Origin of the sequence: Candidatus Magnetobacterium casense (assembly GCF_019173545.1) — a bacterium.
Lineage (GTDB): Bacteria > Nitrospirota > Thermodesulfovibrionia > Thermodesulfovibrionales > Magnetobacteriaceae > Magnetobacterium > Magnetobacterium cryptolimnobacter.
Genome location: NZ_JABXWD010000004.1, coordinates 1 through 25572, shown reverse-complemented (window position 1 = coordinate 25572; position 25572 = coordinate 1). Strand labels below are relative to the sequence as shown.

Here is a 25572-nt window from a genome sequence, read left to right as displayed (position 1 = left end):
AGCATGGTAAGATGGGGTCAAGGGGGCTGGCCCCCTTGCAGGGGAGGTCTGAGGAGGGGGCGGAGCCGCCCTCCTTCTTTCTTTTACCATGCAATATAAAGAGGATACGGAGCCGGATTAGTTCTTTACGATTTTGGTAAAATCCGACCATTGTTCAATGCGGAAGGCACGGATGTCCCGCACGGATGAGGGTAACCACGGCAACGCTTTGAGTGCCATAACAGCAGCGAACAAGTTAGCGAGGTCTTCCGAACTGCTTGCGTAGAGACTGCCCTGCACACGAGTGAAGCCATAGCAAACATTATAATTCCCTGGGGTCTTCTAAAATATTTGCCAGAGAGTAATCGACCTCTTCACCACTTTCGAGTACCTTAATGCGCATCAACCGTTTACCATCCGGCAATATCTCACCAGCACCTATAATCTCATAGACCGGGCCAATTTCCCCAAACCGACGCCATGTACCTACAAGTTCATTCTCCATCGTTTCCATTTCTTAATTCTATCAGAACAAGAGAGTAACTGTAAAGGTTTCAAGCTATGTGAATATTCACGAACGTTTACCCTGCCAGAGGCACTTCTTACCGCATCAACGCTTGTACTACTGTCTCCGTCTCACCCATGAGGGTCTTTAAGCGCTCCATCAACGCCCTGCCATTGGAGAAGCCCTCAACTGCTGACAGGGTCTCAATGGGTTCGCCCGTCAATCGCATGATGGTCTCAACGTTGCGGTAAAACAGATAGTTGTCGATCAATAACCGCCCGGCCTTTTCATCCAGCACGGAGCAGCGCACAAGCCTGCCGATAGCGGCCACGGTGTTCTGCACGAGAACCAACGGATATATCAGGGCGTGCCTGAGCTGAAGGTACTGTGTCAGAAACTCGATGTCCTCTATGCCGCCCACGGAGAGCTTGATATCAATGGCCGCCGATGTTGCGGACAGATGCTCCTTACGTATCCTGTCCCTCATGGCCACAATAACCTCAGGCGTTATCTCCCTGCATCTCTTGGCAATAACGTTGGCCCTTATCGCCATGAACCTGACCCTGAAGACTGCATCACCCGTTATCGGCCTGGCCCGTAAGAGGGCCTGAATCTCCCACGGATAGGCCCTGTTGAGGTAGTAGTCCTCCAGGGCGTCGAGGCCCTTAATCAGCGTGCCCTTTGAGCCATCGGCACGCAGGCGGGTATCGATGTTGTAGGTGCGTCCCTCTCTGGTGTAGGAGGTGAGAATCCGTAAGAGTCGTTCGGCCTGACTGTTGAGCACCTCATCGACATCACCACGGCAGACAAAGACAATATCGAGGTCGGAGTTTATGGTTATCTCCCTGCCGCCGAGTTTGCCAAACGCTATTATGTGCAGAGCCGACGCCGAACTTATGCCGTGTAAGGCCGACGTCAGGATTGCAACGGCAAGCTTGCTCAACCCCTTGGTAAGGTGCCTGATGGTTATCCGTCTGTTGAGATACATGATCCCCAGGCGCAGCTCTTCCATCTTTTTGCATGTGGCAAGCGTCTCACCGATAACGGTCTGCCCCCTTAGCATGTTGCCGACTTCGGCAGTTATCATACCCAGGGTCTTTCTGATGGGGGTGCCCTCGGCAAAGACCTCCATGTACTTGCGGCTGCTCATCAGTATGGTGGAGAGATAGGCGCTTGTTGCAAAGACCTCAACAATGGCCTTTATGAGCGCACGTTGGTTGTCAAACAGCTCCAGGTATGACATGTCTGTTTTGAGGGTATCGGTGAAGTTATGCAGGTTCGACAGGGCCATGGCGGGATTCTTGCTGTTGACGGCCTCCTGCAGAAACACCGGGATGACGACATCCTGGAGCCTTCTGCCACGAAGCGTCTGGAAACTGCCCGTGTTGTCACGTATCTTTCCAAAGAGGTGGACGATGCGCTCGGGTTGGGCTACCTGTCGCTGCCGGAGGATTTCCCTGAGAGTGTCTTCGGTGTACGAGCTGTCTGTTTGATTGCCCGTGTTGTTGTTGGGTCGTGGTTGGAAGAGGGAGTCGTAGATGGTTCTCACTTGGGTTCTTTTTTGCTTTAACACGGCCAGGAAGTCGTTGGTTGAGGTTGCAGCCATCTTTCGTGCAAGGGCGTGCATGTCATTGGGGGCTGAGGGCAGCGTTTGAGTCTGGGTGTCGTTGAGCATCTGGAGGTAATGCTCCAGCTTGCGCAGGTAGAGGTAGTTTTCCGACAACACGGAGAAGTCGTCGTATCCGATGAGGTTTTTCTGACTCAGCCTGTGCAGCGTCAGGATCAGTCCCAGTTGACGCAGCAAGGGCTGTTGTCCGCCGTAGACCAGTTGCAGCGCCTGGGCAAAGAACTCCACCTCACGAATGCCACCGAAGCCCTTTTTGATATCGTTGTCGTTAAAGGTCTGGTCTATTTTGCGTTTGAGTTTTTTTATTTCGTCAATGGCGCGCATATCTATGTACTTTCTGTAGACAAATGGCCTTATCATGTCGATGAACTCCGCTCCGAGCCTCCGGTCTCCGGCAACGTGACGTGCCCGGATCAGTGCCACCCGCTCCCACTCCCGCCCCCACGACTCGTAGTACTGTTCGTAGCCGCTCAGGGACAACGCCAGTTCGCCCTTTGCCCCCTGGGGTCTGAGTCTGAGGTCTACCCTGTAGGCAAAGCCATCCGGTGTGCTCTGATTGAGCAGCTTGGCAAACAGCTCAACCCCCTTGCAGTAGTACTCGTGGTTACTGAGCCTGTTCATGGTCATGCCGTGTTGACTCACCACGCCGGTGGTTTGTCCCTCCGAGCTGCCGTAGCAGAATATCAGGTCAACATCGGAGCTGTAGTTAAGCTCCAAGGCCCCCAGCTTGCCCAGTGCAATGACGCTTATACGGTCATCCGAGGGGGCACCGTACTTGAGGGTTATTTGTTGCCATGTGTGTCGATTGGCCGTTTCGATGATGACGTCGGCCAGGGCGCTCAGTTCCATCATGCCGGTGGTGACGTCTGTCCTGCCCGTGAGGTTGCGCAGGGTGATGTGTAGCATATATCTGTACTTGAGCCGTCTGATGAACTCAAACATGTCCGCGGGGGGTGATTCAGCTAGTGTTGATGCCACATAGTCTCTCAGGAGTTGTGCATCTATTGGGGTGTCCATGTCAACTAGGCATTCCAGGTAAGTCGTTGGGCATTTGACTGCGTAGTTGGCCAGAAACTGGCTACATGCAAACAGCAGGGCCGTTGTGTGCAGTTGTTGGTCGCTCATCGATTCTATGGTCTCAGGAGCGCCTTCGGAAAAGGCAAGGAGGTTCCTGTACGCCCTCTGTGGCTCCGGCGTATCCGAACTGACTGTTTTAAAAGAGTTCATACTTTTTTTGACATCTCATTTAGGCCGACAATACTTAAGCGACGACACCAATAACAACATCGCCGCTTAAGTGCCTGCCTATGATTAATTATATACGAAAGAAGAAAGAAGAAAGAAGGGGGCGGCTCCGCCCCCCCTCAGACCCCCCCGCAAGGGGACCAGTCCCCTTGACCCCATTATGCTTAACCATACCGTCTATGTACTTATTGCTCTTTTTTGAGCACAACGAATCCGTTTGCGGGAATTACCACTGTAATCGTTCCTCCGGATGAGGTCAGGTCTGCCCCGTAATTACCCACGTTGTCTCCACCATAGATACCGGCGTCACTGTTGAAGACCTCATGCCACATGCCATCACTCAATTCAACGTTGTAGAGGGTGTATCCGTTATCGTAGGGCTGATTGTGCAGACTGCCTACTACAAGGTACTCTTGCAGTACACCCTCACTCAGCTCCTTGCGTGTAAAGGCAAGGACCCTGGTGTCATCTTTTACGTAGATGGTCTTTATATCGTGTGAGCGGATACAGTTGTTGTTTTTTCTGAAGGCTATCATGTCCTGATAAAACTTGAACATATTTGCCCCGTAAGTGTTTCTCATGCCAATGATGTCGTCTTTGTTTTTGAAGTACTTGTCGTAGGTGTATGCCTTTTCTGCGCCAACCTCCTCGCCAAACAAAAACATGGGGGTTGCCGCCGAAAGCATCGACATGCCAAATGCAAATCGGCTGCGAGCTTCTGCATACCGCCTGATATCCCCTATGAGCGGACTGTGGTTACAGGCGATCACTATCGTCCTTGCACTGAGCACGTTATCGCCCTCTCCCTGATGTGCCTCATCGTGGGATATGTGATAGACCACCTTCTTATTGCCGGAGTAGTTAAGCGCCCCGACAAAGTAACCGAAGTTCAGCGGGCCATCTCCGCCCTGACCTGCCCGTTTGATCAACCGGGCCTTATCGTTTCCGTCGCCGCTTCCGCCACAGAGGTGGTGGTAAAAGTCCGAAAACCAGGCCGCATCAAACCCTATGGCATCATCGCCCTCATGCAGAGACTTGGTTACACAGTCCCACTCGGAGTGGTCCTCTGCCGTCAAGACCACATCGGGATTAATGAGCTTGAGTGTCCTGGTGTACTCCCTCAGGAGTTTCGCACCAAAGGCGTTTGCATCGGCAACCTGTCTGCCATCAGCGTGGAGCACGTTATAGCTGTGTATCGAGGTGGTCTGGTCTACACGGAAGCCGTCAACGTGAAACTCCTCCATGAGCATCACGGCACTGCTGATAAACATCTTTCTGACCATCTCATTGTAAAAGCGAGGTGCAAAGGCCGTTGAGAGGTTATCGAGATAGCCGCCCTCGGGAAATGGTTCACCGCTTGTTTTTCTGTAATCCGATGAGCTGCCCTCAAACCAGTAGTAGATGTTGTCCTCGTGCGTATCGGCGTCATACATCCATTCGGAGCGGTCTGCGTCATGCGCAAAGTGGTTGTATACAACGTCAAACAGTACGGATATCCCGTGTTTGTGACACTCACGTATGAAGTGCTTTATCTGGTCTCTGCCTCCTATGCTGTACTCAACGGCAAAGTAATGAGACGTCGCATAGCCCCATGACTCCACACCGCCAAACTCCGATACGGGCAGAAGCTCTACACAGTTGGCTCCGACGTCCTTGACATGCTTGTTCAAAAACGCCATCGCATCCGTAATATTACCATCTATATCATTGCCGTTTGCATCCTTTTTTCCATACCCGAGGGCGCCGACCTGTAGTTCATATATGACGAGGTCTTCAACCCTCCTGGGAAATCTGACATCCTTGCGGAGTGTATTATCCTGTTGCCAGAAATTCTCCTGCGTTGTCATATCAAGGGGGTCTATAGAGTTGGCCTTCTCAAAGTCCCTGGCAACCTTTTCGCTGTCAACTACAACGGAACAGCTTTTTCCACCATCGAGGTCCCTGATGTCGCCCTTATATGCGGCTCCTTTAGGGTCAAACCTGCCGCTTCCTATCTGACACCTTGAGTAGAGGTCGGTGCGATAGACAACCGCCCCACTGCCCTTGGTTACTTTAAACATGTATGGGCGCTTGTGGTCGTAGTCTTCGAAATACTTCGCCGGCTCACTCAGCCACACGCCATCAGGCTGCCGTTTCATGGCCAGTGCGGGTACGCCGGGGTCTATGCCGGCACCGTTGTCCGCTATGTAACCCGTTGCAAGGGTACCAAAGACTACCTCGACATCTTTGGCATTGGGTGCCCACACGGCAAACTGTATCAGGGGCTTGGACTGGCCCGTTGCAAAGTACTTGTTTGCACCAAGGCGTCGGCAGTGGGTCAGAAAGTATACTTCCGTTTGTTTTCCCGCAGATGGAGGTGGGGTTAAGGTAAACTCGCGGTGTTTGTGCATGGAGTTTTTATCATTTACCTCAGTGGTTATGCCCCACATATCCTTGTCTGTTGCATTGAATCTGTCCAGCACCACCCCCCACTGAAAACTATGTCCGGTTTGGGATGAATCAAACTCAACCTCCGTCTCAAACACCGGACATCCATCCGTGCCGGTAACCTCCTTCATTGCAACTGACGTCCATGTGGTTGAGTACTTACCTGCCTCATCCCAGCTACCAACCAGACGCGCATTTGTAAAGACACTCCTGGCGATCCCTGTGACGTACTGAAACTTCACTGATATCATTGACATTCATTACCCCCATGTTGGAAAATAAAACAGTGTAAAACACCGCTGAAAGGCCTATCCGGCAAAACCCCGCACGCCCACAATGGCACAGACAGGCAATTTTCAATACTTAGTTTTCTCGTGCCTTAAACACCACCGAGTTGATTTTGTCTATGCGTATTATGGCGTCATAGAAGTCTTTTCCTGGCAACTTTGAGATAGTAACAACCTGTTCGCCAACCGTGGTCACGGTGCCTTCGAGGGTCTCACCGGAGTCCATCTTTAGTATCACGCGTTTGCCTATACGTTCGCTAAGGGCGTCCTTAATCGTGGTCGCCTTATTGTCCGAGGCAGCATAAACGCATCCTACACCCGACAGCCAGAGAATCAGGCTCAACGCTGTCACCGCTATGAACTTTGTCTTCATAGTCAACCTCCTCATATTTTTTACACCTATTATACTATTACACACGCACTTTACGGAAGAAACGTATCCTCTTAAAAAAGCATGGTAAAAGGTTTCGTAGGAAGGGGTCAAGGGGACTGGTCCCCTTGCGGGGGGTTCTGAAGGGGGGCGGAGGGGGTGAGGCACCCCTGCCACAAACCGCCCCTTTCTTTCTTGTGCTACCATGCAATATAAAGAAGATACGGAAGAACCGATATTTTGGAGACAGGATAACCAATATTGCCATGCTCCAACGATAGATTAAGATATCACCCTCATGCAGTCTCTATCCGCCGCCGCCCCTCCGTCAACCGCCCCCTGTTGCAGGAGCAGTCGCCGATTGGTATTCAACAGCCCTGTTACGCCGTCGATCTGCGCACCGACACAGTAGAGGCGCGGGTTGGTCGTCCAGAGGAGCCTGCCGGTGGCAATATCCCATACCTTGACGGAGTGATCCCTACTGCCGCTAACGATCTTCGTACCGTCCGGGCTGATTGCTACGCTGAAAACAGGACTACTGTGTCCTTGTAGGGTATTAAGGATGCTGCCTGTGGCAATATCCCATACCTTGACGGAGTGACCCCTACTGCCGCTAACGGTCTTCGTACCGTCCGGGCTGATTGCTACGCTGGTAACCTGACTACTGTGTCCTTGTAGGGTATTAAGGATGCTGCCGGTGGCAATATCCCATACATTGACGGAGCGATCCCAACTACCGCTAACGATTTTCGTACCGTCCGGGCTGATTGCTACGCTGCTAACAGTATCGCTGTATCCTTGGAGGGTATTAAGGATGCTGCCGGTGGCAATATCCCATACCTTGACGGTTTTATCCCAACTGCCGCTAACGGTCTTCGTACCGTCCGGGCTGATTGCTACGCTGTAAACCCAACCGCGGTGTCCTTGTAGTGTATTAAGAATGCTGCCGGTGGCAATATCCCATATCTTTACGGTGTTATCCCAACTGCCGCTAACGATCTTCGTACCGTTCGGGCTGATTGCTACGCTGAAGACAGTATCGCGGTGTCCTTGGAGGGTATTAAGGATGCTGCCTGTGACAATATCCCATACCTTGACGGAGTGATCCTCACTGCCGCTAACGGTCTTCGTACCGTCCGGGCTGATTGCTACGCTGCTAACCGGACTACTGTGTCCTTGGAGGGTATTAATCATCCTACCAGTGGCAATATCCCATACCTTGACGGTTCCATCCCAACTGCCGCTAACGATCTTCGTACCGTCCGGGCTGATTGCTACGCTGCTAACAGTATCGCTGTGTCCTTGAAGATAGGGCATTTCGCCAAATTCCACGGCTTCCATAAGGCTTCCAATCAGGTTGGTATCTCTGAGAAAGGCCTGTCTAAAACTAACACCATATAAATCTGCCCCGGACAGATTCGTGCTATCAAGCACGGCACAAGACAGATCGGCTTCAGGGATACATACACCACTTAAATCAAGCCCTGAAAAAGAGAACCTGCGGACGTTTAAAATCGTGGCGGCATTTGAGGAAGCTATTTCAATGGAGCCGTTGGTCTTTGACTCCTTCACGATATTTAACAAAGCGGGGTTCTCTACTTCCATCTCAGACAGAAAGGCTATTATGGCCGACTCTCCGGTAAGCAACTTATCGTTCAGGGCACCGTTGCTGCCTTCGCTGATGGCTCGCTGGAGCCTTAGCGCAGCAAAGTATTCCTGATAGGACTTGTGCATGAACGTAAAGGTGTCGTCCTTCACACGCTGGATCGGACAGCCTGAACGGAACTTTGCATAGTTGCTGTCCTCGGAGGTTAGAAGTTCATGCAGTAAACATTTTACAGGTTCATCTTCATCAAAGGGGTCATCCTCTGGCAACTTTATTTGGGTTACTCCCTCAAGAAACATCTCAAAAGCTAATTTTTCTGCATACTTAAAAAAATAACTTATCCTGCAAGTCTTTTTACGAAACATCTGCACTTTTATTATTTCTTTTTCAAACCATTCGGTTATAAACTTGGTATATATGCGGTTACGATTTATCGAACTGGTCTTGTCGTCCTTTACCAGAGATGGCATGGTCTTTACGATGATATTTAAGAGCAGTGGATTTGACGACAGCTCTTTGAGGTTATAAATCGTGATGATCAGTTTTTTATAAGTATCAGGTTTTTTCCATTGTTCTTCAGCAGCGACAAGCGTCTTTACAAATTTCTGCAAATAAGCGTCAACCTTGCTTTCGGAGAAAGGCGTTATGTACAAGGAGCGAAAGCCTTCCTTATCAGGACGATTGGTCAATGGGTCAGCCCTGTAAAAGAGGCTAAAATCATCACCCGTGGAAATATGCTGATTCCTGCACGTAATTATCACATTGGCGTTCGTCCAACTATTAATCCAGCCTTCCTGGAACAACCATATCTTTTCGCCCAACTCATCATAGCCGTCAAGGAAGAAGATGACTTGCTTGCCGTGCTTGAGCCTTTCGATTGCCGACCGGTCTAATCCATAGAGTCTCAATTCGTCATCGACAAACGTCCCGGCCCTTACGCCCTCACTCAGCGGGCCAAGTTTGATGAACACCGGCAGCGGCGCATTAGCAGCGTCCTTCAGGTACGCATCCTTCAACTCTGCAAACAACCAGGCGCAGAAGGTCGATTTCCCCGCACCCGAATCCCCCAGGAGCAACAAGACGCCGGATTGAGGCTTATCGGCGAGGAACTTGTCCACCTCGCCCTTGAGGTCAATAGCACTCTGGCGGATGCTTATGTCGTGGGCACACGTCAGCGGGACGTACAGGGGGACTTTGGTCAATTTGAGGCGGCCTTGTATGTCGTCAAGCATGGAGATTATGGTGGCGTCCTTCTTTGTATCAGGTGGTGGTTGTTTTATTGCACGTTTAAACGACAAATAACCGTCTGGCGCTCTGTCAACGTCTTTGTCAACTCTCCTGCCATTGTCAATGTATTTTCTGAGATACACACCAACCTTATCGTGTTCTATTTTTATGATCGTATAGCCATGATAGTTTGTCTTCCTGTCACCATTAAACAGCGTCCCGCCTTCAAATTGAAACAGCGGCCCTCTGGCATTTTGGGTAAAGTTTGGCTCAGGGTTATGTAAATGCCCGGTAAATAGGAAATCAAACTTTTGCCTTAGAATGCCTTCAACATCTTTCCTATCGAAATCAACTAACCAATCCAAGGGATGGTGCATAAGGGCTATCTTAATATCGCAGTCTTTTATGTAATCAAGGACGCTATCAACCTGTCTCTCACAAACAAGCACCTTCCGCTCGTCGGATTTACCAGTGTAAGCCAACCATGCTGAGTTCAGACAACCGATCCCGATATTTAAGCCTTTTACATTAACTTTGTAAGTCGAAAACAATTTATTTGCTTCTACTTTGTGTTTGCTGTCTATTCGGTCTCTAAGTGCCCTGAAGTTGCTGGAATTTTCAAAGTAAAATGTATTTTCTTTCAAATCGAGTTTATCAAGAAAATCGTTAAGAGCACTGGTAGTGTCGTATTTTGTTCTAACACCGGCGGCTATGATTTGTTTTGAATCATCGTTTTCTATATCATGATTGCCGGGGACAAAAAAGAACTGGTCTTTGGATAATCCCAACGTCTCCATTAAAGGCGTGATAAGCTTACTCTCCGCAAGGGCAAATTCATCAGCATTGTTGCCTGCCTTGACAAGGTCGCCCGTGAAGACAACAATGTCGGGCTTTATGGATTCCTTGTCACGCAGATTCACCAGATCTGTATAAAGCGCACCCAAGATAATATCAATGTCCCTGCGATGCCTTTCCTCCATGTGCAAATCCGATACATGCAGTATCGTTACCTCAGACACACACAACCTCCTTATTTATACAATACTTGGGAACTATTCTACAGCATATCGCAGGATGGGGTCAAGGGGGCTGGCCCCCTTGCAGGGGGGATCTGAAGGGGGGGCGGAGCCGCCCCCTTCTTTTTTTTCTTATTTCTTCTTCTTGTTCTTGCGCTGGACTCTCATGCCGTTGTGCATCATCAGGCCGACTGCGAAGACGAGTGCCGTTACTATGGGTGGCATTACGTAGACCTTAAGGGGCGTTGGTGGTTCCGTCATCAGGAAGTACCACGCCGAGATCGCTGCCTTGTTGTCAGCCTCGCCGTTGTTGCCGTCAAACAACTGCACCGCAACCGGGATGAACTTCCCAACCGTGAACACGGAATCATCCGCAGCGTCGGTGTTGAGCGCACGCTTGAAAATGACCCGGTACAGACCATCCGTGTACGTTCCCACGGCAGTCACATTCTGCTTTTCCTTGGACTCCGGTGCCATGTCATAGCCCTTGCCGGTCAGAGAAGCGGCCTTATTGTCCTCGGAGGCCTTCCACTGCCAGAGATTGACCGTGGCCTTCCTGCTTCCCAGGTAGAAGTAGGGCCTCTCAGCGCCCTCCTCCATCTTGGTGGGGAACTGTATTTGTGCGGCATCGGGTGGGACGTTGTCTGCCCCCCTGGAGGGCTGCTTGTCTGTCCACTCGAGCATTACAGCGATCTCCGTGGGCGTGTATACACCCCTGAGCCTTGCGTTGGTGATAGTCGGGATAAAATGGCGCGGCTCAAACATTAACTGTCCACCCATTGGCAGATCAAGGTACTCAACCTCCTTCCACACGGGGTCATCAGCACTGGTCGGCAGGGACTTCACCTGCTTGACCTTTAGCGCCAAGCCGAGCTTTCTGGTCACCTGCAACGACTTGATGAAGTGCGCAAGCGCCCACCGCTCATCGTCCTTGAGCGAATCGAGGTATGACGTCATTGGGGTGCCGGAGAGACCGGCTGAGATCGTCCTGTAGATATCGACCAGGTCGGAGCCGTTTCTAAGCTCCCAGGCGTGTGTGTAATTGGCCGGTGCAACCCGATAACCCCAATCGGTCTTGAAATCCTCCTGCCAACCCTTTTCGCCATTGCCTCGACCCTCTGTGCCGTGACACTCCACGCACTTGGCCTTGTTAAAGAGTTCCTTGCCCTTTGCGATGGATTCGGGGGTCGATTTTGGAGGATTGTCGAGCTTTATAGACTTTGCCTCACTGGAGAACACGTCAGGGGCAAAGGTCTTTACATGCGCAACGATGGCCTTGACCTCATCGTCGCTAAAGCGCTCCCACGGGGGCATTGATGTCCCCGGATTGCCCTTTCTGATGATGCGTGTGAGGTCGGCATCCGTTGGTGGCTCACCCGGTGAGGAGGAACGGAACTTGAATACGCCAAAGGCAAAGTCCCTCGGCAGTGGTAACGTTACGTCCTTGGTATAGGCATCGGCATCGCCCTTATAGCCGTGACACTGTGCACACCATGCGTCATAGATGCTCTTTCCGGCAGAGGCATCCACGGGTTTCTTTTCCTCTGTCTTGGGTGCGTCCTCGCTGTAGCCGCTGACAGGAAACATCAACGATACAATTACCAATATTATTGCTGCTATTGTTTTCATATTTAATTTGGCCTCCCCTTACCTCGGCTTATTACCGGTGGCTTCGTAGATGAACATTATGACCTTCCAGATGTCGTCTTCGGTCAGGAAGTCCTCAAACGAAGGCATCGAGGAGTTCCACGGACCCGATCCGGCCGGAAGCGCACGCCAACCCTTGGCCACTCTCCAGAACACGAAGGATTCCGGCAACTGCGCAATCGTGTCACCGCCTCTGAAGGGCAACGGCAGGGGATTGTACCCCTCTGCCACATGGCCCTTGCCATCAAGGTCATCGCCGTGACAATAGAAGCAGTTCTGGTAGTAAATCTTCTTACCGTCCTCGACGTTTTTAGCGGTGTTTGCGGTGTCCTTTCTGAGGGGGTTTTCAAGGCCAATGATATCTATGGTCTTGCCCTTGAAGTCTATCTGCGAGGCCGGCTCAGGGTGTACGATCCTGGCCGATACCGGAGGCTCGTACACGGGCTTGACCTTTGTGTAGGTGAGAAACCCTGCAAACAAGGGCAGTGCGATAAACACTATCAGGATTCTGAGGATTTTTTTGTCCTCATCACCGAGCACCGCCTTGATGGGCTCCAGGAATGCCTGAAAGGCCTCCTCCTGTACGGAGAAGTAGATCAGCAGGGAAAAGACCGACATCGCCATGTACATGGTAATAACCTGCCCCGGAAACGGAGGTATAAAGAGCGCCGCACCCTTTAACGCACCGTAGATGCAGGTCAGGATTCCTATAAAGTTAAACAACGGCGACCTTCTCATGACCGCTACAATAGAGATCAAAAGCCCAACGGCAGCTATAACGGGATATATCTTAAGCATAATGATTAACTACCTCCTTGTTTGGCTTCTCTGGCGATCTGCTCTTGCAGGGCCGGCACAGAGTCGGGGAATGAGATGGTCACTTTTGCCCCCTTGCTCTGTAGAAATGCCGCTACGGCTATCAACTCGCCCTCGGTGAGCGACGTGGGTGCCTTGTGAACGGGGGGCATCATCTTTTCAAATCCCTTTGCTACAGTTGCATCGGGATTGACGAGACCCTCAAAGGCATAGGCCTCCGGAGTCATATTTTTTTCTTTTGCGTTTTTATCCATTTCGCTACCGATGGTTGCTATGGCGGGGGCACGCATCCCTGTTTCGGCCTGCATTGGATGGCAGACCATACACTGCCCTTTACTAAAGATGATCTCCTCGCCTATGCTTACAAGCTCTTCCTGTGTGATACCTTTTTCAATCTTTACGGTCTTTGGTGGCTGGGACTCGGACTGTGGCAGGAAGTAGAGGCCTATATAGGCAAAGAATATGTTTAATCCTATTACAACTGCTAAGAGTTTAACTGCTCCACCTTTCATGCCTTAGCCCCCCCTTTAGCCGCCGCCGCCTTTTCCAGTTTCATAATGCTGGCGAACAACATACCGATCAACAGGAAGAATATAATCGTCACCACCGAGCACACAATCCCCGCATAACCGTGCGTTGGCAGATAGGCATCCGGGCTTGTGTCCTTCATTACGCCATAGACATGCCAGAACTGTCTGCCTCCTGACCTCATGTAGCCCATCATCGCCATTAGCCACGTAAACGTGACGGTTATGCCGATCAGGGCGTACTGTGACCTTTCGGGCATCTGTCCCCAGCGGGGTTCTCCTATGGTCCTGGCGTTTTTGTACATCATGTTATCCAGGATAAACAGGACTATAATGGTCAAAAAGAATATCCCAAACTGTATGGGAGATAGCACCTTTACCCTTATGGCTGAGGATACAAAATAGCTATATACGCCAATCCCCAACATCGACACGGTTGACACAAACACTATGGCGATCCTTGCCGCATTGCCGGCCTTTGCCCAGGGTACAATGGGTTCCTTGTTGCTCATCTTAAATATGGCATAGCTCAGGAAGGTTGCCAGATAGGAGATGACAACGGCGGTATTTTTGGCAGCCATAACGCCCAGGTTACCGAGTATTGGGTGATAGGCGCCGATACGTCTTGCTTCTTCGAGGCTGAGGGCAACACTGTGCGGGGTCAGCCATATTGCGTATCCCATAAGCATCACGATAAAGAGGTACTTTACGTACTTGAAGTATCGTTCTCCGCCAGGCATTTTATTGAGCGAAATCCACAGGTAGTAGTTTACAAACATCAGGATTGCCCCGATGAGGATTGCCTGCATAACCCACATCCAAGCAAAGAAACCGCCCATGAGCTGTATACCCATCTGTTCGTTGAACTGGTATATTTCAACGCCAAGCAGATAACCGATTCCGGGGAGGATAATCGAGGCTCCGATGGAAATCATCGCCGATGTATATCCCATCCAGTCGTAGTATGCCCTGTCCTCGTCCGTTTCGGATGTTATAAACCGGTAGGCCGCATAAGCAGCGGCGATACCGGCTCCAAAGACAACGTTGGCAACAAGTCTGTGTAACGAAAGGGGTATCCACATATACGTATTTATGGCGGCCCATCTGTTGACCAATTCACCTGTTTCGCTAACGCCTGCCGGTGTGGTCATGTATCCTACCCACGAACTTGTTAGCAGGAGCATCATAGCGCCCATAATGTTTAACAGTCCCCCGATAGCTACATGCGTGCCCTTTTTATCCTTCATCTGGCGCCAGGAGTAATAGTAGTAGTAGCAGACCAGCACCTCACCATACATCAGGAGTATGTACGCCCACCACGTTGGTCCAAGTATCTTCAGCATGTGGTCGATAAATTTTGGATACAACAGGGGCAAGCTCACCAGAAGTACGGTGCCGGCTATTGCCGTTAAGGTATAGGCAAGCGTAAATATCTTTGTAAAGTCATATGCTATCCGGTCGAGCCTGTCATCTGAGCGTTTCCAGCTTAGAAACTCCATAGAAACCGCAAATATAGGGACACCTAAGACAAAGGCGGCAAAGTTCAGGTGCAATTGTGCTATAATCCACACCCACACCCTACTGCCTATCAGTGGAAAGAATCTGTAGCCATCCTCCGTGGGTGCTGAAAGCATTTTCCCAAAGGCGAACAGGCATACAAACGCCACCGTGAGCAGCAAGGTTATCTTTACCACTCCTTTTATTAAACCCTTCGTTACACTAACTTCAGCCATATATCATCTCCGTTATATTACGACATAAGTCTCATTCTTCTTAGCTATAGCTGGTAGTCTCTACTTTTTTGAAAATGTATGGTCCAGCGTAGCAGCGGCACCAGCCTTTACCTCAACGTCTTTTGTTACATCGCCAAAACCCTCATGCCAGACCTTTACCTTGTAATTCCCGGCGGGGATGTCCTTTATCTCAAACGTTCCCTTGTCGTCGGTGATGACAACATAGGGGTGCTTGGAGGCATAGACGTAGCTTCTCATCCATGCGTGGGCGTCACACTGCACTATCTGAAAACCGGCTACCTTAACTGGTTTTTCAATGGTCTGGTCCTTGTTTGGCAGGGCCAGATTATACACTGTCCGTTTCTTGCCCTCTCCCAGCATTATGCCCAGTGACGTGTTGTGGAAGATGGGGTCTTCATTCTTGATGATGTACTTCTGCCCTACATACGCAATACCTGCAAGCGGTTCAAATACGCACTTCTTGTTGTTGACTACCAGGTCTGTCTTTGGAACTGCCTTTCCCTTTTCGATGTTCTCAATGCTGACTATGACATTCTTTACGCCCAGGTCAGAGGAAATCAAATACTTCATTGCCGGTACTTTGCTTCCACAAGCGGCCTCATCCTTGTTGATTGTTAACGTTTCATCAGGTACGGCTGACGACGCCTTTATCTTGCCCTTGATGCTGCCTCCACCCTTGACATCTTCCACTGTGTAAGCCTTGACCTCTGCAAACAGCGCTGCCGGAATCAGCAATGCCATTAACACTACACCTAAAACTATCTTTCTCATTGGTACCTCCATAAGGTTTAGATTATTTTAATCTGTGCTTCCTTGAAAATCAAGCAATCACAGACATATCCCATCGTTAGTTCTAACCGTCGATATTGTACCACAAACCTCACTTGTTTGTAAGTGACCTGATGTGGTCATGAAGTTCTTTTTCATGTATGTAATGTCCTACAATGTTTCTGACAACCTTATTGGCATCGACAAAGACCAACACCGGCACATAGTTGATCCTGTACGCAGCCAGGACGTCCGGACGGTTACCCGCAAACATCGGAAAGACAAAGCCAAGCTCCTTCTTGTAGGCCTTTACCAGTTTGCCGTCTTTGGCCATGGTATTTATGCCTATTATGCGCAAGTTCTTGTTTCCAAACTTTTCCTCGGCCCTTTTGAGGAGGGCTATTATCTGCGTGCAGTAATGACACGCATTGTGCGTAAAATAGATAATCGTTGGTTTATCTATCAACGTGGCTATATCTGTCTTTTTATCGTTATCATCAACCATAACAAACGTTGGCACCAAAGCGCCCTCCTTTATCGTCGTCAGAGCGGAGCCGGACGCAGGTAACAGGAGTAACGCTAATGGTAACAAAAATAATGTCCTCAATGCAATCATCAAATTATCCTTCCTAATATATAGATTCATGGGTACTTTATTAGAGAGAGGGGGAAAATTATTGCCTCACTTAGGCTCTAAGTTAAACGTATATGTCAGTATCGCCACTCTCGCATATGGCTTTGAATCTACCACAAAACATCATCTTATGTCAATATCAATAATGATCTTGATCTGTCCCTCTATTTATGTACGTAATTACCTTGACAATGTCACATTTAAGTAAACATCAGGGATTGTCTGAACTAGGATTACACGGATTAAAGGATTTACAGGAAAAAGAAATAATGCCTTCTTTCACATAAATCCTGATAATCTCTTAATCTGTTAAATCGTGGTTCAGACATCGTTTAATTGCAGGATTTGTAATGTGACATTGTCAAGGTACGCAGAGCATTTAATGAATCGGTTTTTTATGCACAGTCCCACCCATGACCTCACGCACGTCAGATAATACAATAAAGGCATTGTTGTCTATTTCATTGACAATGGTCTTAAGCTTTGATACTTCCAGGCGTGAGACTATAGAGTAGAGAATTGCCTTTTCTTGCGAGGAGTAACCACCTTTGCCATAAAAATACGTAACACCTCTGCCAAGTCTATTCATAAGTGCATCAGCAATTACATCTGGCTTATCCGACACTACCATGACCGCTTTTGATTCAACCAACCCCTCTATGGTTATATCTACAACCTTAAATGCTATGAGGTAGGCTAACAGGGAATACATAGCCCTGTCCCATCCAAAGACGAAGCCGGCCAACGATAATATAAATATATTAAAGAACAGCACTATCTCACCCACAGAAAACCCTGTCTTCTTGTCTACTATTATTGCAACAACCTCTGTGCCGTCCAGACAACCCCCATGTCTTATGACCAAACCAACACCGGCACCTAAAAAGATGCCACCAAAAACGGTAACCAACAACAGGTCTTTGGTAAACTCCTCAATGGGATGCAGAAAAACTACCATGATCGACAGACAAACTACAGAGAAGAACATAGAGATAGCAAATGTCTTCCCTATATGCTTATAACCCACAAACAGGAATGGTAAGTTCAGGACAAATATAAAACCCCCTATAGGTAGCTTTGTTACATATCCCAACATTATTGAAATCCCTGTAATACCACCGTCAATAATATTATTAGGGATAAGAAACAACTCCAGGCCTATAGAGGCCAACAACGCCCCTATAAACAGCAACAAGAATCTAGTGATTACCCTTATTTTCATCCTAAGTTCCTTCATTGGTAGCACTCCAGCTCGGCGTGATCACATCGCTTAGGCACAGTAACAATGCCATACTACGAAAATATGAAAATGGTTTAAATCCTGGCAACCACGGTTGATTGTGGTGCTACCCCTTCATCCCTATTGTCCCTCAACTTATTTCTCCAATTTTAGGAGTTCATACTGGATGAAATTCTTGTAGTTATGCCCATAGATCAGCGGGATGCCATTTGCCTCTGCATGTGTGTATGCAAAGGTGTTGAGGATTTCCTGCTGGGGCGGTTCAAGGGTCAGGCCTCGTCCAGTGGACATCCGTATCCTGTTTGGCACCAGATTGCCGAGGTAGAAGTCCTTGAGGTCGGGGCGTTGCTTGGCCTCCGATACGTCTACCGGCATCCACTTGCCATTGCCGACGTGAACCATAAGCCAGCTATGGGCATTTATGCAGTCGGCCTCGATCTCTCCGGTCTGTTTCATTTCGGATGGATAGGGCAACATCATGCCCTGCTGCCACTTAACAGCAATGCCCTTGTACATCAGCATTGACCGGAGCATGGCATTAAAGTCGTCGTTGCGACCGGACTTCTCCTCAAAGGCCAGCGTGCTGACCCCGCGGGTACACACCTTGGGCAGGTACGCCGTTCGCTGGATGATACCGTCGCAGAGCTTTCTTGCTATGACAACCGGCTCAGTGGCCTTGCCAATTGTGGTGTCAACGTACTGCGTGATATTGTCGTCCCACTTCTCCCATTCCGAGGGGATCAGGTACTGCTTGGGGTCATCGTCCTTGTTCTCCGTGGTGCCGATATTGGTGCGTCTTATCGTGTAGCTGAGGGTTATCCGTTCACCCTTGGGCATGTTGCGACTCTTACAGTAAAAGACCTTGTTCGGTTGCTTGTCGTGCTTCTTAAACGGCAATCTTGACTGTAGCGTCAAGGCTGTTATCTCCTGCTCCTTGTCGTCAGGGGGGATCGGCAACCATATGCCGATGTCTTCGTCTTTAGGGCAGCGCATGAACTCCGTCGTATACCTGATCTTCAGCGTAAGGGACTTGACCTGCGCATCGTTTGCGCCACCGGCATGACAATTCCCTCTGCCCAAACAGAGCGCACCGGCACCGGCAAGGCAGCCTATCAGAAAATTGCGTCTGCTTATCAGAGATTCAGCCATGTATCATTTGCCTTTATCTGTTGTTGCAACAATCTCTCCTTGCAAGAACAGGGTCGTCATCGCCTTGTCAGGATCGTTTGTCCATACCTCAGCACCCCTGTTGACCTTGCCAAGGGGATCATCAGCATTATACGTTACAGTTATGAAGCCACTCTCTCCGGGTCCTATCTCCGCCGAACTGGCAGAGGCACTTGTGCAACGCCTTCAGCCGGGTACGATTTTGTTGATGAGGAGCTTTCCCGTACCCGTATTGACAAACTCAAACTGATGGCTCACGGTCTTTTTTTGTTCCGTGGAGCCAAAGTCATGGCGGGTCTCCTTGAACTCTATCTTTGGCCCTGTCGCCTTGTGTGTGGGAGATTCCTCCTTTGGTGTTGCCTGGGGCGCCGCCTGAGCCGTAACCTGTGCTGCCTGCTTATCCTTTGTTGCCAGGTCTGTCTCCACGGTGCTGGTTTGACCGGCTATCGTTCTGACAGGCATTGCAATCATCCCGAGGCCCTCATGCCAGACATTGAGGATGTACTCCCCCGCAGGCAGGCCGTCAAACTCAAACTCACCCTTGTAATTTGTTACGGCGGCGTAGGGATGGTCAAAGACAAAGACGTAGCCGCGTATCCAGTCATGCGCATTGCTCTTGACGGTTATAAAACCTGTTTCTTGGGTGTAACGGTGAGAGTCTTTTACAGGCTTCTTGATCTCCGTGCCCTTATCCGCCAGCGCCAGGTTTAAAATCGTTGAACCGTCGGTGAGCGGCCTGCCGGAGAGCTTTTTCTGGTACTTGAGGCCAAGTTTCAATTGAATGGTGTGCAGCAGGGGGTCGTCGTTTTTAAAGACGTATTCTCCGCCTGCAAAACCCACGCTGACAAGGGGGTCAACCTTGCACTTTCTGAATGTAATTGCTACGGGTGTCTTTGGCAGGGGCTTGCCGCTCTTGACGTTTTCCAGCCACACCACGGCATTTTTCACACGCATGTCCGTTATCAGATACTCGCCCGACTCCTGGGTCTTACCGCACGTCTGCTCATCCTTGGTGATGCTTATAACGTCATCCTTGGGCGGGGCGGCGGAGTACTTTACTACGCCTTTGAGCGTAGAGGCGTCCTTGACCTCCATTACGTCGTATGCTTGCGTCTTGCCTGTAGACAAAAACGCACATACAAATACAACAAACCAGCTAACAAACTTATTCACTGTTCAAATCCTCCGTTTTTTGCCTTATTTAACTTGCAGGGAAAAGAAAGGGAAAAGAAAGGGGCGGCTCCGCCCCCCTTCAGAACCCCCTGCAAGGGGACCAGTCCCCTTGACCCCTTCATTATTAATCCTAATGCTCATTATCATCATTATTTATGTCAGATACCGTTTCTTAAAGAATCTGTAACTCAACAACAGGGGGATACACACCCACAGCAGACAAACGACCCATAACACGGGGGCATTGATGAATTTTGGCAGGTCTACTGATGACATCCCCAAAAATATCATGTACTTACCTATTGTTACAAAGTTTAGGATTCTGTATACGTCAACGGGGTTTAGCATCAATAGCGCCGAAAATATCTTTGGACTCAACACGCCTTTTGTTACAATCAACACACCGATCAGACCCATGTCATAGAGTATCGTAAAGAACAGCCACAGAAATATCGTAAAGGCTATTACCTTACTCCTTTCATAAAAGACTACCGATACCAGAAACGAAATGCTCAGAAACATCAGGCCCAGGATCACGGAATTCAGCATGAAGGCCAGATAGCTGCCTAGCGACCCAATCCCTGTTTTGGCAACCAGGACTACGCCGCAGAGGCCAAACCCCAGTACGGCAGGAAGCGTCAGGGCAATGGCCAGTCCGATGAACTTGCCCGTCAGAAACTCCGTTACCGAAATTGGCGAGGCCAGGTAGAACTCCAGGGTATGGCGGTCGCGCTCATCGGCGATCACTCCACCGCCCAGGGTCAGCGCCAGCAGGGGGATGAAGTAGATAACCAGCGAGGTTAGGCTAGCGATGGTGGCCTCCATGTTTCTGAAGCTGGCGATCCCGGTGGTGGCCGTACCGAAGTACGCTATAATCAGCGTAAAGAGGGCAAATCCGACGGTTATGACTCCCACCCACTTGCTCTTGAGCTTGTCGGAGACCTCCTTGTGGGCAATGGCCCGCATGGCATCAGTGAATACCAAAGAACACCTCCTCGAGATTTGGCTCCCTCACGGAGAAATCGACAAACAGGTTCTTCTGCTCAAGGATCGATGACAATACCCTGAACTTATGCTCCCGGGGCAGGTCTGCCATGAGATGATTATCCCTGTAGGCGATATTGACGGCGCCATCCCTGTTAAGTATCTCCTCCAGGAGTGAGTTCCTGTCCTTGAGGGCGATGTATAGTTTCAGCGGCAGATTAAAGCCTTCGTAGAGTTCATCGAGGGTGCCACACGCCTTTAGCTCGCCGCTTTTCATCACGCCCACGCGCGTGACCTTGTCTTCGATTTCGGCCAGTATGTGGGAGGACAGCACCACGGTCAGGGGTCTGACCCTTCTGACGCTGTCAATGATTTCGTAGAGTTGGCGTGTACCGATTGGGTCAAGCCCCGATGTCGGCTCATCCAGCACCAGCAGCGACGGGGTGTTGACCAGTGCCTGGGCAAGATTCAACCGTTGCCTCATCCCCTTTGAGTAGCCTCCGACCCGACGGTTGAGGGCGTCTTTGGAGAGGAGCTTGTCAAGGATGTCGGTGATGCTATCTACGCTGCCACCCTTGATGCGGGCAAACAGCCTCAGAGTCTCAGCACCCGTGAGGTTGTCGTAGAAGGATATCCGTTCGGGCATAAATCCGATTGTTTTTCTGAAGTCCTGCCAACCCTTTTCCGAGAGCGTCTGGCCATTGACCAGGAGTTGTCCAGCGGAGGGCTTGATGATACCGAGCATCAGTTTTAAGAGTGTTGACTTGCCGGAGCCGTTTGGACCGACCAGGCCAAACACCTCACCGGTTCGTAGCTCAAACGTCACGGTGTCAACCGCCCTGACCTCAGCGTAGTTCTTGGACACCTGTTGAAAGTTCAGCATAAGCACCTATCCATAATTAACATACAAGGCAAGAGAAAGAAGGAGGGCGGCTCCGCCCCCTCCTCAGACCTCCCCTGCAAGGGGGCCAGCCCCCTTGACCCCATAATGCTCAATCCTAAGTTGTCCATATATTTATTCAGAACGCCCCTCCTGGCATGTTTACAAGTTTTTCGACATCGCCGTAGTACTTTGCCGGTACGTACTTGGCATAGCCCTCCAGGAGCTCCTTCCAATTGGCGTGAAAGGGCTGCATTGCAGGCATGTTGTCGATCACCTTTGGTACGTTAATTACTGGAAACTGCTTCTCAAGCATCTTCAAAAAGTGTAGCGAAGGGCTTGCAAACAAGAGCTTTGCCATCGGATACCTCCAGAATATGTGGTCCACCACCGTGTTGGACTCATAGGGGACGTCCCCCTTTCCGGTGCCGGAGAGGTCCCAGCCCAGGTAGTCGCTCCAGTAGTTGTCGTCCCACTGTTGGTTTCTGGCCGAGACGTACTTTACCTGCACCTCGTTTCTGATAAAGGAGTTCTGGTGGATGGCGTTTTCTTCTGAACCGCCCCAGTTGTGCAGCCCCATGTTGTTGTTCATGATCAGGTTTGAGGTTATCATATTTTCTATGGAGTTGTACAGGAACATCCCCTTTGTGTTGCTGACGACAGTGTTGTTATTTATTTCGCTACGTACTGTCTGATTTAACAACACCCCGTGTGTTTTGTTGCCAACGCAGGTGTTGCCGTTGATCTTTGAGTTCTTCGTGTACATGATCGCCATGCCAACGAGGTTGTCAAAGACCATGTTTCTGCTGAAATCCCCCGCATCCACCCACATCGTATGGATTGCGTAACGACACTTGGATATCTTATTTTCCGTGACCGTGGCGTTGTGGCAGACCTCCATGTACATTGCGTCGCGACAGTGCGTAAGTGTGTTGCCCGTAATGACGGCCTTGAAACTGCCCGTAAAGCTCATGCAGTTGCCACGGTTGTTTTCGTCAAACTTCTCAATGCCGCTTATAGTATTGTTTTCGATCCTTATGTTGATCCCCTCGAGGTTTCGTATCCCGAACATGATGTTTAACAACTTGTTGTTTTTGATCACAACATCATCGGCATACCGCGCAATGGCAATGGCCGTGTCGTCGGTGTCAAGCTCCGTGCCGTCGTAGGTCAGGGTAAACCCCTCAAGCGTTACACGAGGACTGGTGATGATAACCAGATGTCCGTTTTTCGCAAAAATCGTAGGATTGTCTATCCCCTTGAGGTGCAGGGCCTTGTCGATCTTGAGATGTTCTTCATATTTTCCCCCTCGAACTTCGATAGTGTCGCCGTTACGAGCGTCCTTGATGGCCGACGCTATTGAAGTATATTTTTCCTTTTCGCCAACACTCAACGTCCTCCCCGCAGCCATAGAATACGCTGGAGAGATAAACATAACCATTAATATGATTGACAAGCCCATTACGGGGTCAAGGGGACTGGTCCCCTTGCGGGGGGGGTCTGAGGGGGGGGGCGGAGCCGCCCCCCTTCTTTTCTTTTTCTTCCTTCATTCTTTGTGCTATCAAAGCAGGACAGCGCCTGTTATCCCAGTAGTTTACCTGACAGTCCAGACAGTAGAGACAACTGCGCGGGTCAATGACGCCGTTGGTTGTTATAGCGCCAGCCATGCAGTCCTTGTAACATATCTTGCAAGTGGAACAAAACTCATATCGCTTTAACTTTATCAGCGGCAACCACCTCAAAAACAACGGTAGCGATATCCCCGCCCCCAGCGGACAGAGATACTGACAGAACGACCGATAAAACACCACCGACCCAACCGTCAGAAAGACAAAGTACGCCACAAAGTACCACTGCCTGTTGAACCGTAACACGAGTGTCTTAAACGGCTCAACCTCGGTCATGTATTCCGAAAGCATGAAGCTGTAAAACGACACCCCGATGATGACAAAGAACACGACATAACGTACATACAACAGCCTTCCATGTAGCTTTTGCGCCAACAGCGACGGCAGTGTTCCACGTATTGTCCTGACAATCCCGCTCAGAAGCTCAACCATTGCACCATAGGGACACATCCAGCCACAAAACACCCCCCGCCCCCACAACAACACACTCAGCCCGATAAACAGAAACGTCAGAAAGAGAAACGGCTCCATCAGAAACAGCCCAAGAGGGAACTGATGCTCCACCGCAACGCTGTTGATGGGGGTGACGAGGTTTGTTGTAGTGGGCTGTGCCTTGAGCACCAGACCGACATACACAAAGGCCGTCAGCAGGAATCCGTAACGCACAACGCTCAACAACCTTGTCCTTTTGGCCAGGGCGTCCCTGGCAAACACTATAACGGCCATCACCACCAGAAAGAGCGCAAAACCGACTATGTACCAAGCCTTTTGCCGCCAGATCATCAGCCACAGGGCACCCTCTCCGAGGAGATCGTCAAAGAGCTTGTTTATGATATCCTGCACCGGTTACTCTAAGAACCTCTCCGGCAGCTTGTATTCATTGCCCATTGCTTACTCCTTCATATTTTTTATCATAATTCCATCATGTATCAGATAACCCGACCAGGGTATTCTCTTCTACATTCAAGCACCACTTTATAACCTTACGGTATCTAATGACTTAACGCTGTAGTATACACTATAAGATGGCACATAGTAAACACAATTTTATTACAGGGGCGCATAAGAAAGTCATGGGTAATGTATGGTTAGAAAAAGCATATGAAAATATTCTTTGGTGCAACCGTCTTATTTCTACGCAGTTTGAAACGGGAAAGCCTGTTAAGACCTTCCCGTTTTTAAAAGACGTGAGTTTACCTGCTCCTGCTGCTATTTTATTACAGGGGCAGCAGTTTTTGGTTCCGCCGGAGTCTTAATCTCACCGGTGAAATTAGCAAGTGCCAACACCGCTTTTTCAACAGCCTTGTCATGTTCCTCAGGTGTTAAGGCACGTCCGTCATTGACTTTAAGGTATTTACGGAGGTTTTTACGAACAGCATCCCACGTTGGGGTGTTATAAAACTTATGACATCCCACACAAGCCCCTTCACGTTCTACCTTATTGCGTTCTTCTGTATTTAATGGACGGTCTGCAAGCAATGGAAGATTCTGTGTCTGTATGCCGCTGCGAGTAACCAACTGATCCCAGGCATAGGGAAAGCCTGGTATCCCGGGTATTTGAGGCTTGATTTTTTCAGACCAGGGGATATCGGCATTAGTATCAACGCCCATATTTGCAAAGTGAGGTTTGTCTTTGTCTATTTTCGAGGACGAACGACTGACGCCTGCCCCATACCCTATTGCCTTTGGGTCTGTATGACAACTCTCGCAGGTGCGTGCTACAGCAGTATTGGCGTGTGGCTGAAGTGGTGCAATCGTTGGTGAGTTATTACCGTCGCTTGTTTTATATATCTTGTTCACTTCGCGGGTTACACCATTACTATCAACAAATGTCCATACAGTCTGACATCCTGGCATAGCCGGAGCAACCCTGCCTTTGTAATTCATTACTAATAACGGATTTTCCCAACGTATATAGCTGACATTTTCCGTGTGGATATCTCCTGCTGCTTTTGTTATTGGTAGCACCCCAAACAACCGTGGTCATGCAGCCACCGCCATTGTTTGGTTTTGTAGGTGCCTGGGTGGTCGTCCTCGTCGTGGAGGATCAACCCATAACGGCAAC

The 25572-nt window shown here is 49.7% G+C and carries 19 protein-coding genes and 1 pseudogene; all 20 read right to left on the bottom strand.

What is annotated here, in order from left to right; genetic code table 11:
- Nucleotides 1-117 precede the first annotated feature (117 nt).
- Nucleotides 118-294, bottom strand: a pseudogene (locus tag HWQ67_RS20325) (virulence factor); the annotation flags it as partial.
- Between the two features lie 7 nt (nt 295-301).
- The gene (locus HWQ67_RS00530; protein WP_218250679.1) at nt 302-484 is read right to left on the bottom strand and encodes a DUF5397 family protein; all 183 of its coding nucleotides are present in this window, start codon (nt 482-484) and stop codon (nt 302-304) included.
- 97 nt (nt 485-581) lie between these two features.
- A complete protein-coding gene (gene glnE / locus HWQ67_RS00525) occupies nt 582-3338 on the bottom strand; it encodes a bifunctional [glutamate--ammonia ligase]-adenylyl-L-tyrosine phosphorylase/[glutamate--ammonia-ligase] adenylyltransferase (RefSeq protein WP_218250678.1) in 2757 nt (918 codons plus the stop codon).
- Between the two features lie 203 nt (nt 3339-3541).
- Nucleotides 3542-6040, bottom strand: a complete 2499-nt coding sequence (locus HWQ67_RS00520) for an alpha-amylase family glycosyl hydrolase (protein ID WP_218250677.1) — start codon at nt 6038-6040, stop codon at nt 3542-3544.
- Between the two features lie 106 nt (nt 6041-6146).
- A complete protein-coding gene (locus HWQ67_RS00515) occupies nt 6147-6443 on the bottom strand; it encodes a hypothetical protein (RefSeq protein ID WP_218250676.1) in 297 nt (98 codons plus the stop codon).
- Nucleotides 6444-6722: 279 nt separating this feature from the next.
- The gene (locus HWQ67_RS00510; protein WP_218250675.1) at nt 6723-10292 is read right to left on the bottom strand and encodes a metallophosphoesterase; all 3570 of its coding nucleotides are present in this window, start codon (nt 10290-10292) and stop codon (nt 6723-6725) included.
- Nucleotides 10293-10421: 129 nt separating this feature from the next.
- Nucleotides 10422-11918 (bottom strand): c-type cytochrome, encoded by a 1497-nt coding sequence (locus HWQ67_RS00505; RefSeq protein WP_218250674.1) that lies wholly within the window; start codon nt 11916-11918, stop codon nt 10422-10424.
- A gap of 18 nt (nt 11919-11936) precedes the next feature.
- Nucleotides 11937-12734: a c-type cytochrome gene (locus HWQ67_RS00500; protein WP_218250673.1), complete on the bottom strand. Its 798-nt coding sequence runs from the start codon at nt 12732-12734 to the stop codon at nt 11937-11939.
- A gap of 5 nt (nt 12735-12739) precedes the next feature.
- A complete protein-coding gene (locus tag HWQ67_RS00495; RefSeq protein ID WP_218250672.1) occupies nt 12740-13264 on the bottom strand; it encodes a c-type cytochrome in 525 nt (174 codons plus the stop codon).
- Nucleotides 13261-15012 (bottom strand): cytochrome ubiquinol oxidase subunit I, encoded by a 1752-nt coding sequence (locus tag HWQ67_RS00490; protein WP_218250671.1) that lies wholly within the window; start codon nt 15010-15012, stop codon nt 13261-13263. The genes HWQ67_RS00495 and HWQ67_RS00490 overlap by 4 nt, the downstream gene beginning before the upstream one ends.
- Before the next feature lie 60 nt (nt 15013-15072).
- Nucleotides 15073-15804: a carboxypeptidase regulatory-like domain-containing protein gene (locus HWQ67_RS00485; RefSeq protein WP_218250670.1), complete on the bottom strand. Its 732-nt coding sequence runs from the start codon at nt 15802-15804 to the stop codon at nt 15073-15075.
- Between the two features lie 109 nt (nt 15805-15913).
- Complete coding sequence (locus HWQ67_RS00480; protein WP_255317051.1) at nt 15914-16417, bottom strand: TlpA family protein disulfide reductase; 504 nt, start codon at nt 16415-16417, stop codon at nt 15914-15916.
- 397 nt (nt 16418-16814) lie between these two features.
- Nucleotides 16815-17672, bottom strand: a complete 858-nt coding sequence (locus tag HWQ67_RS00475; protein WP_218250668.1) for a YitT family protein — start codon at nt 17670-17672, stop codon at nt 16815-16817.
- A gap of 138 nt (nt 17673-17810) precedes the next feature.
- Nucleotides 17811-18824, bottom strand: coding sequence for a transglutaminase-like domain-containing protein (locus HWQ67_RS00470; protein WP_218250667.1), 1014 nt, complete (start codon nt 18822-18824; stop codon nt 17811-17813).
- Nucleotides 18825-18827: 3 nt separating this feature from the next.
- A complete protein-coding gene (locus HWQ67_RS20315; RefSeq protein ID WP_340162480.1) occupies nt 18828-19796 on the bottom strand; it encodes a DUF1573 domain-containing protein in 969 nt (322 codons plus the stop codon).
- A gap of 372 nt (nt 19797-20168) precedes the next feature.
- Nucleotides 20169-20999 carry an ABC transporter permease gene (locus HWQ67_RS00455; protein ID WP_218250665.1) on the bottom strand — a complete coding sequence of 277 codons (831 nt, stop codon included), beginning with the start codon at nt 20997-20999 and terminating at the stop codon, nt 20169-20171.
- Nucleotides 20986-21882 carry an ABC transporter ATP-binding protein gene (locus HWQ67_RS00450; RefSeq protein WP_218250664.1) on the bottom strand — a complete coding sequence of 299 codons (897 nt, stop codon included), beginning with the start codon at nt 21880-21882 and terminating at the stop codon, nt 20986-20988. The genes HWQ67_RS00455 and HWQ67_RS00450 overlap by 14 nt, the downstream gene beginning before the upstream one ends.
- A gap of 136 nt (nt 21883-22018) precedes the next feature.
- On the bottom strand, nt 22019-23272 hold the full coding sequence (gene nosD, locus HWQ67_RS00445; RefSeq protein ID WP_218250663.1) for a nitrous oxide reductase family maturation protein NosD: 1254 nt from the start codon (nt 23270-23272) through the stop codon (nt 22019-22021).
- 76 nt (nt 23273-23348) lie between these two features.
- Nucleotides 23349-24350 (bottom strand): 4Fe-4S binding protein, encoded by a 1002-nt coding sequence (locus HWQ67_RS00440; protein ID WP_218250662.1) that lies wholly within the window; start codon nt 24348-24350, stop codon nt 23349-23351.
- 366 nt (nt 24351-24716) lie between these two features.
- Entirely contained in the window at nt 24717-25475 is a 759-nt protein-coding gene (locus HWQ67_RS00435; protein WP_218250661.1) for a hypothetical protein, read from the bottom strand.
- Between the last annotated feature and the right edge of the window lie 97 nt (nt 25476-25572).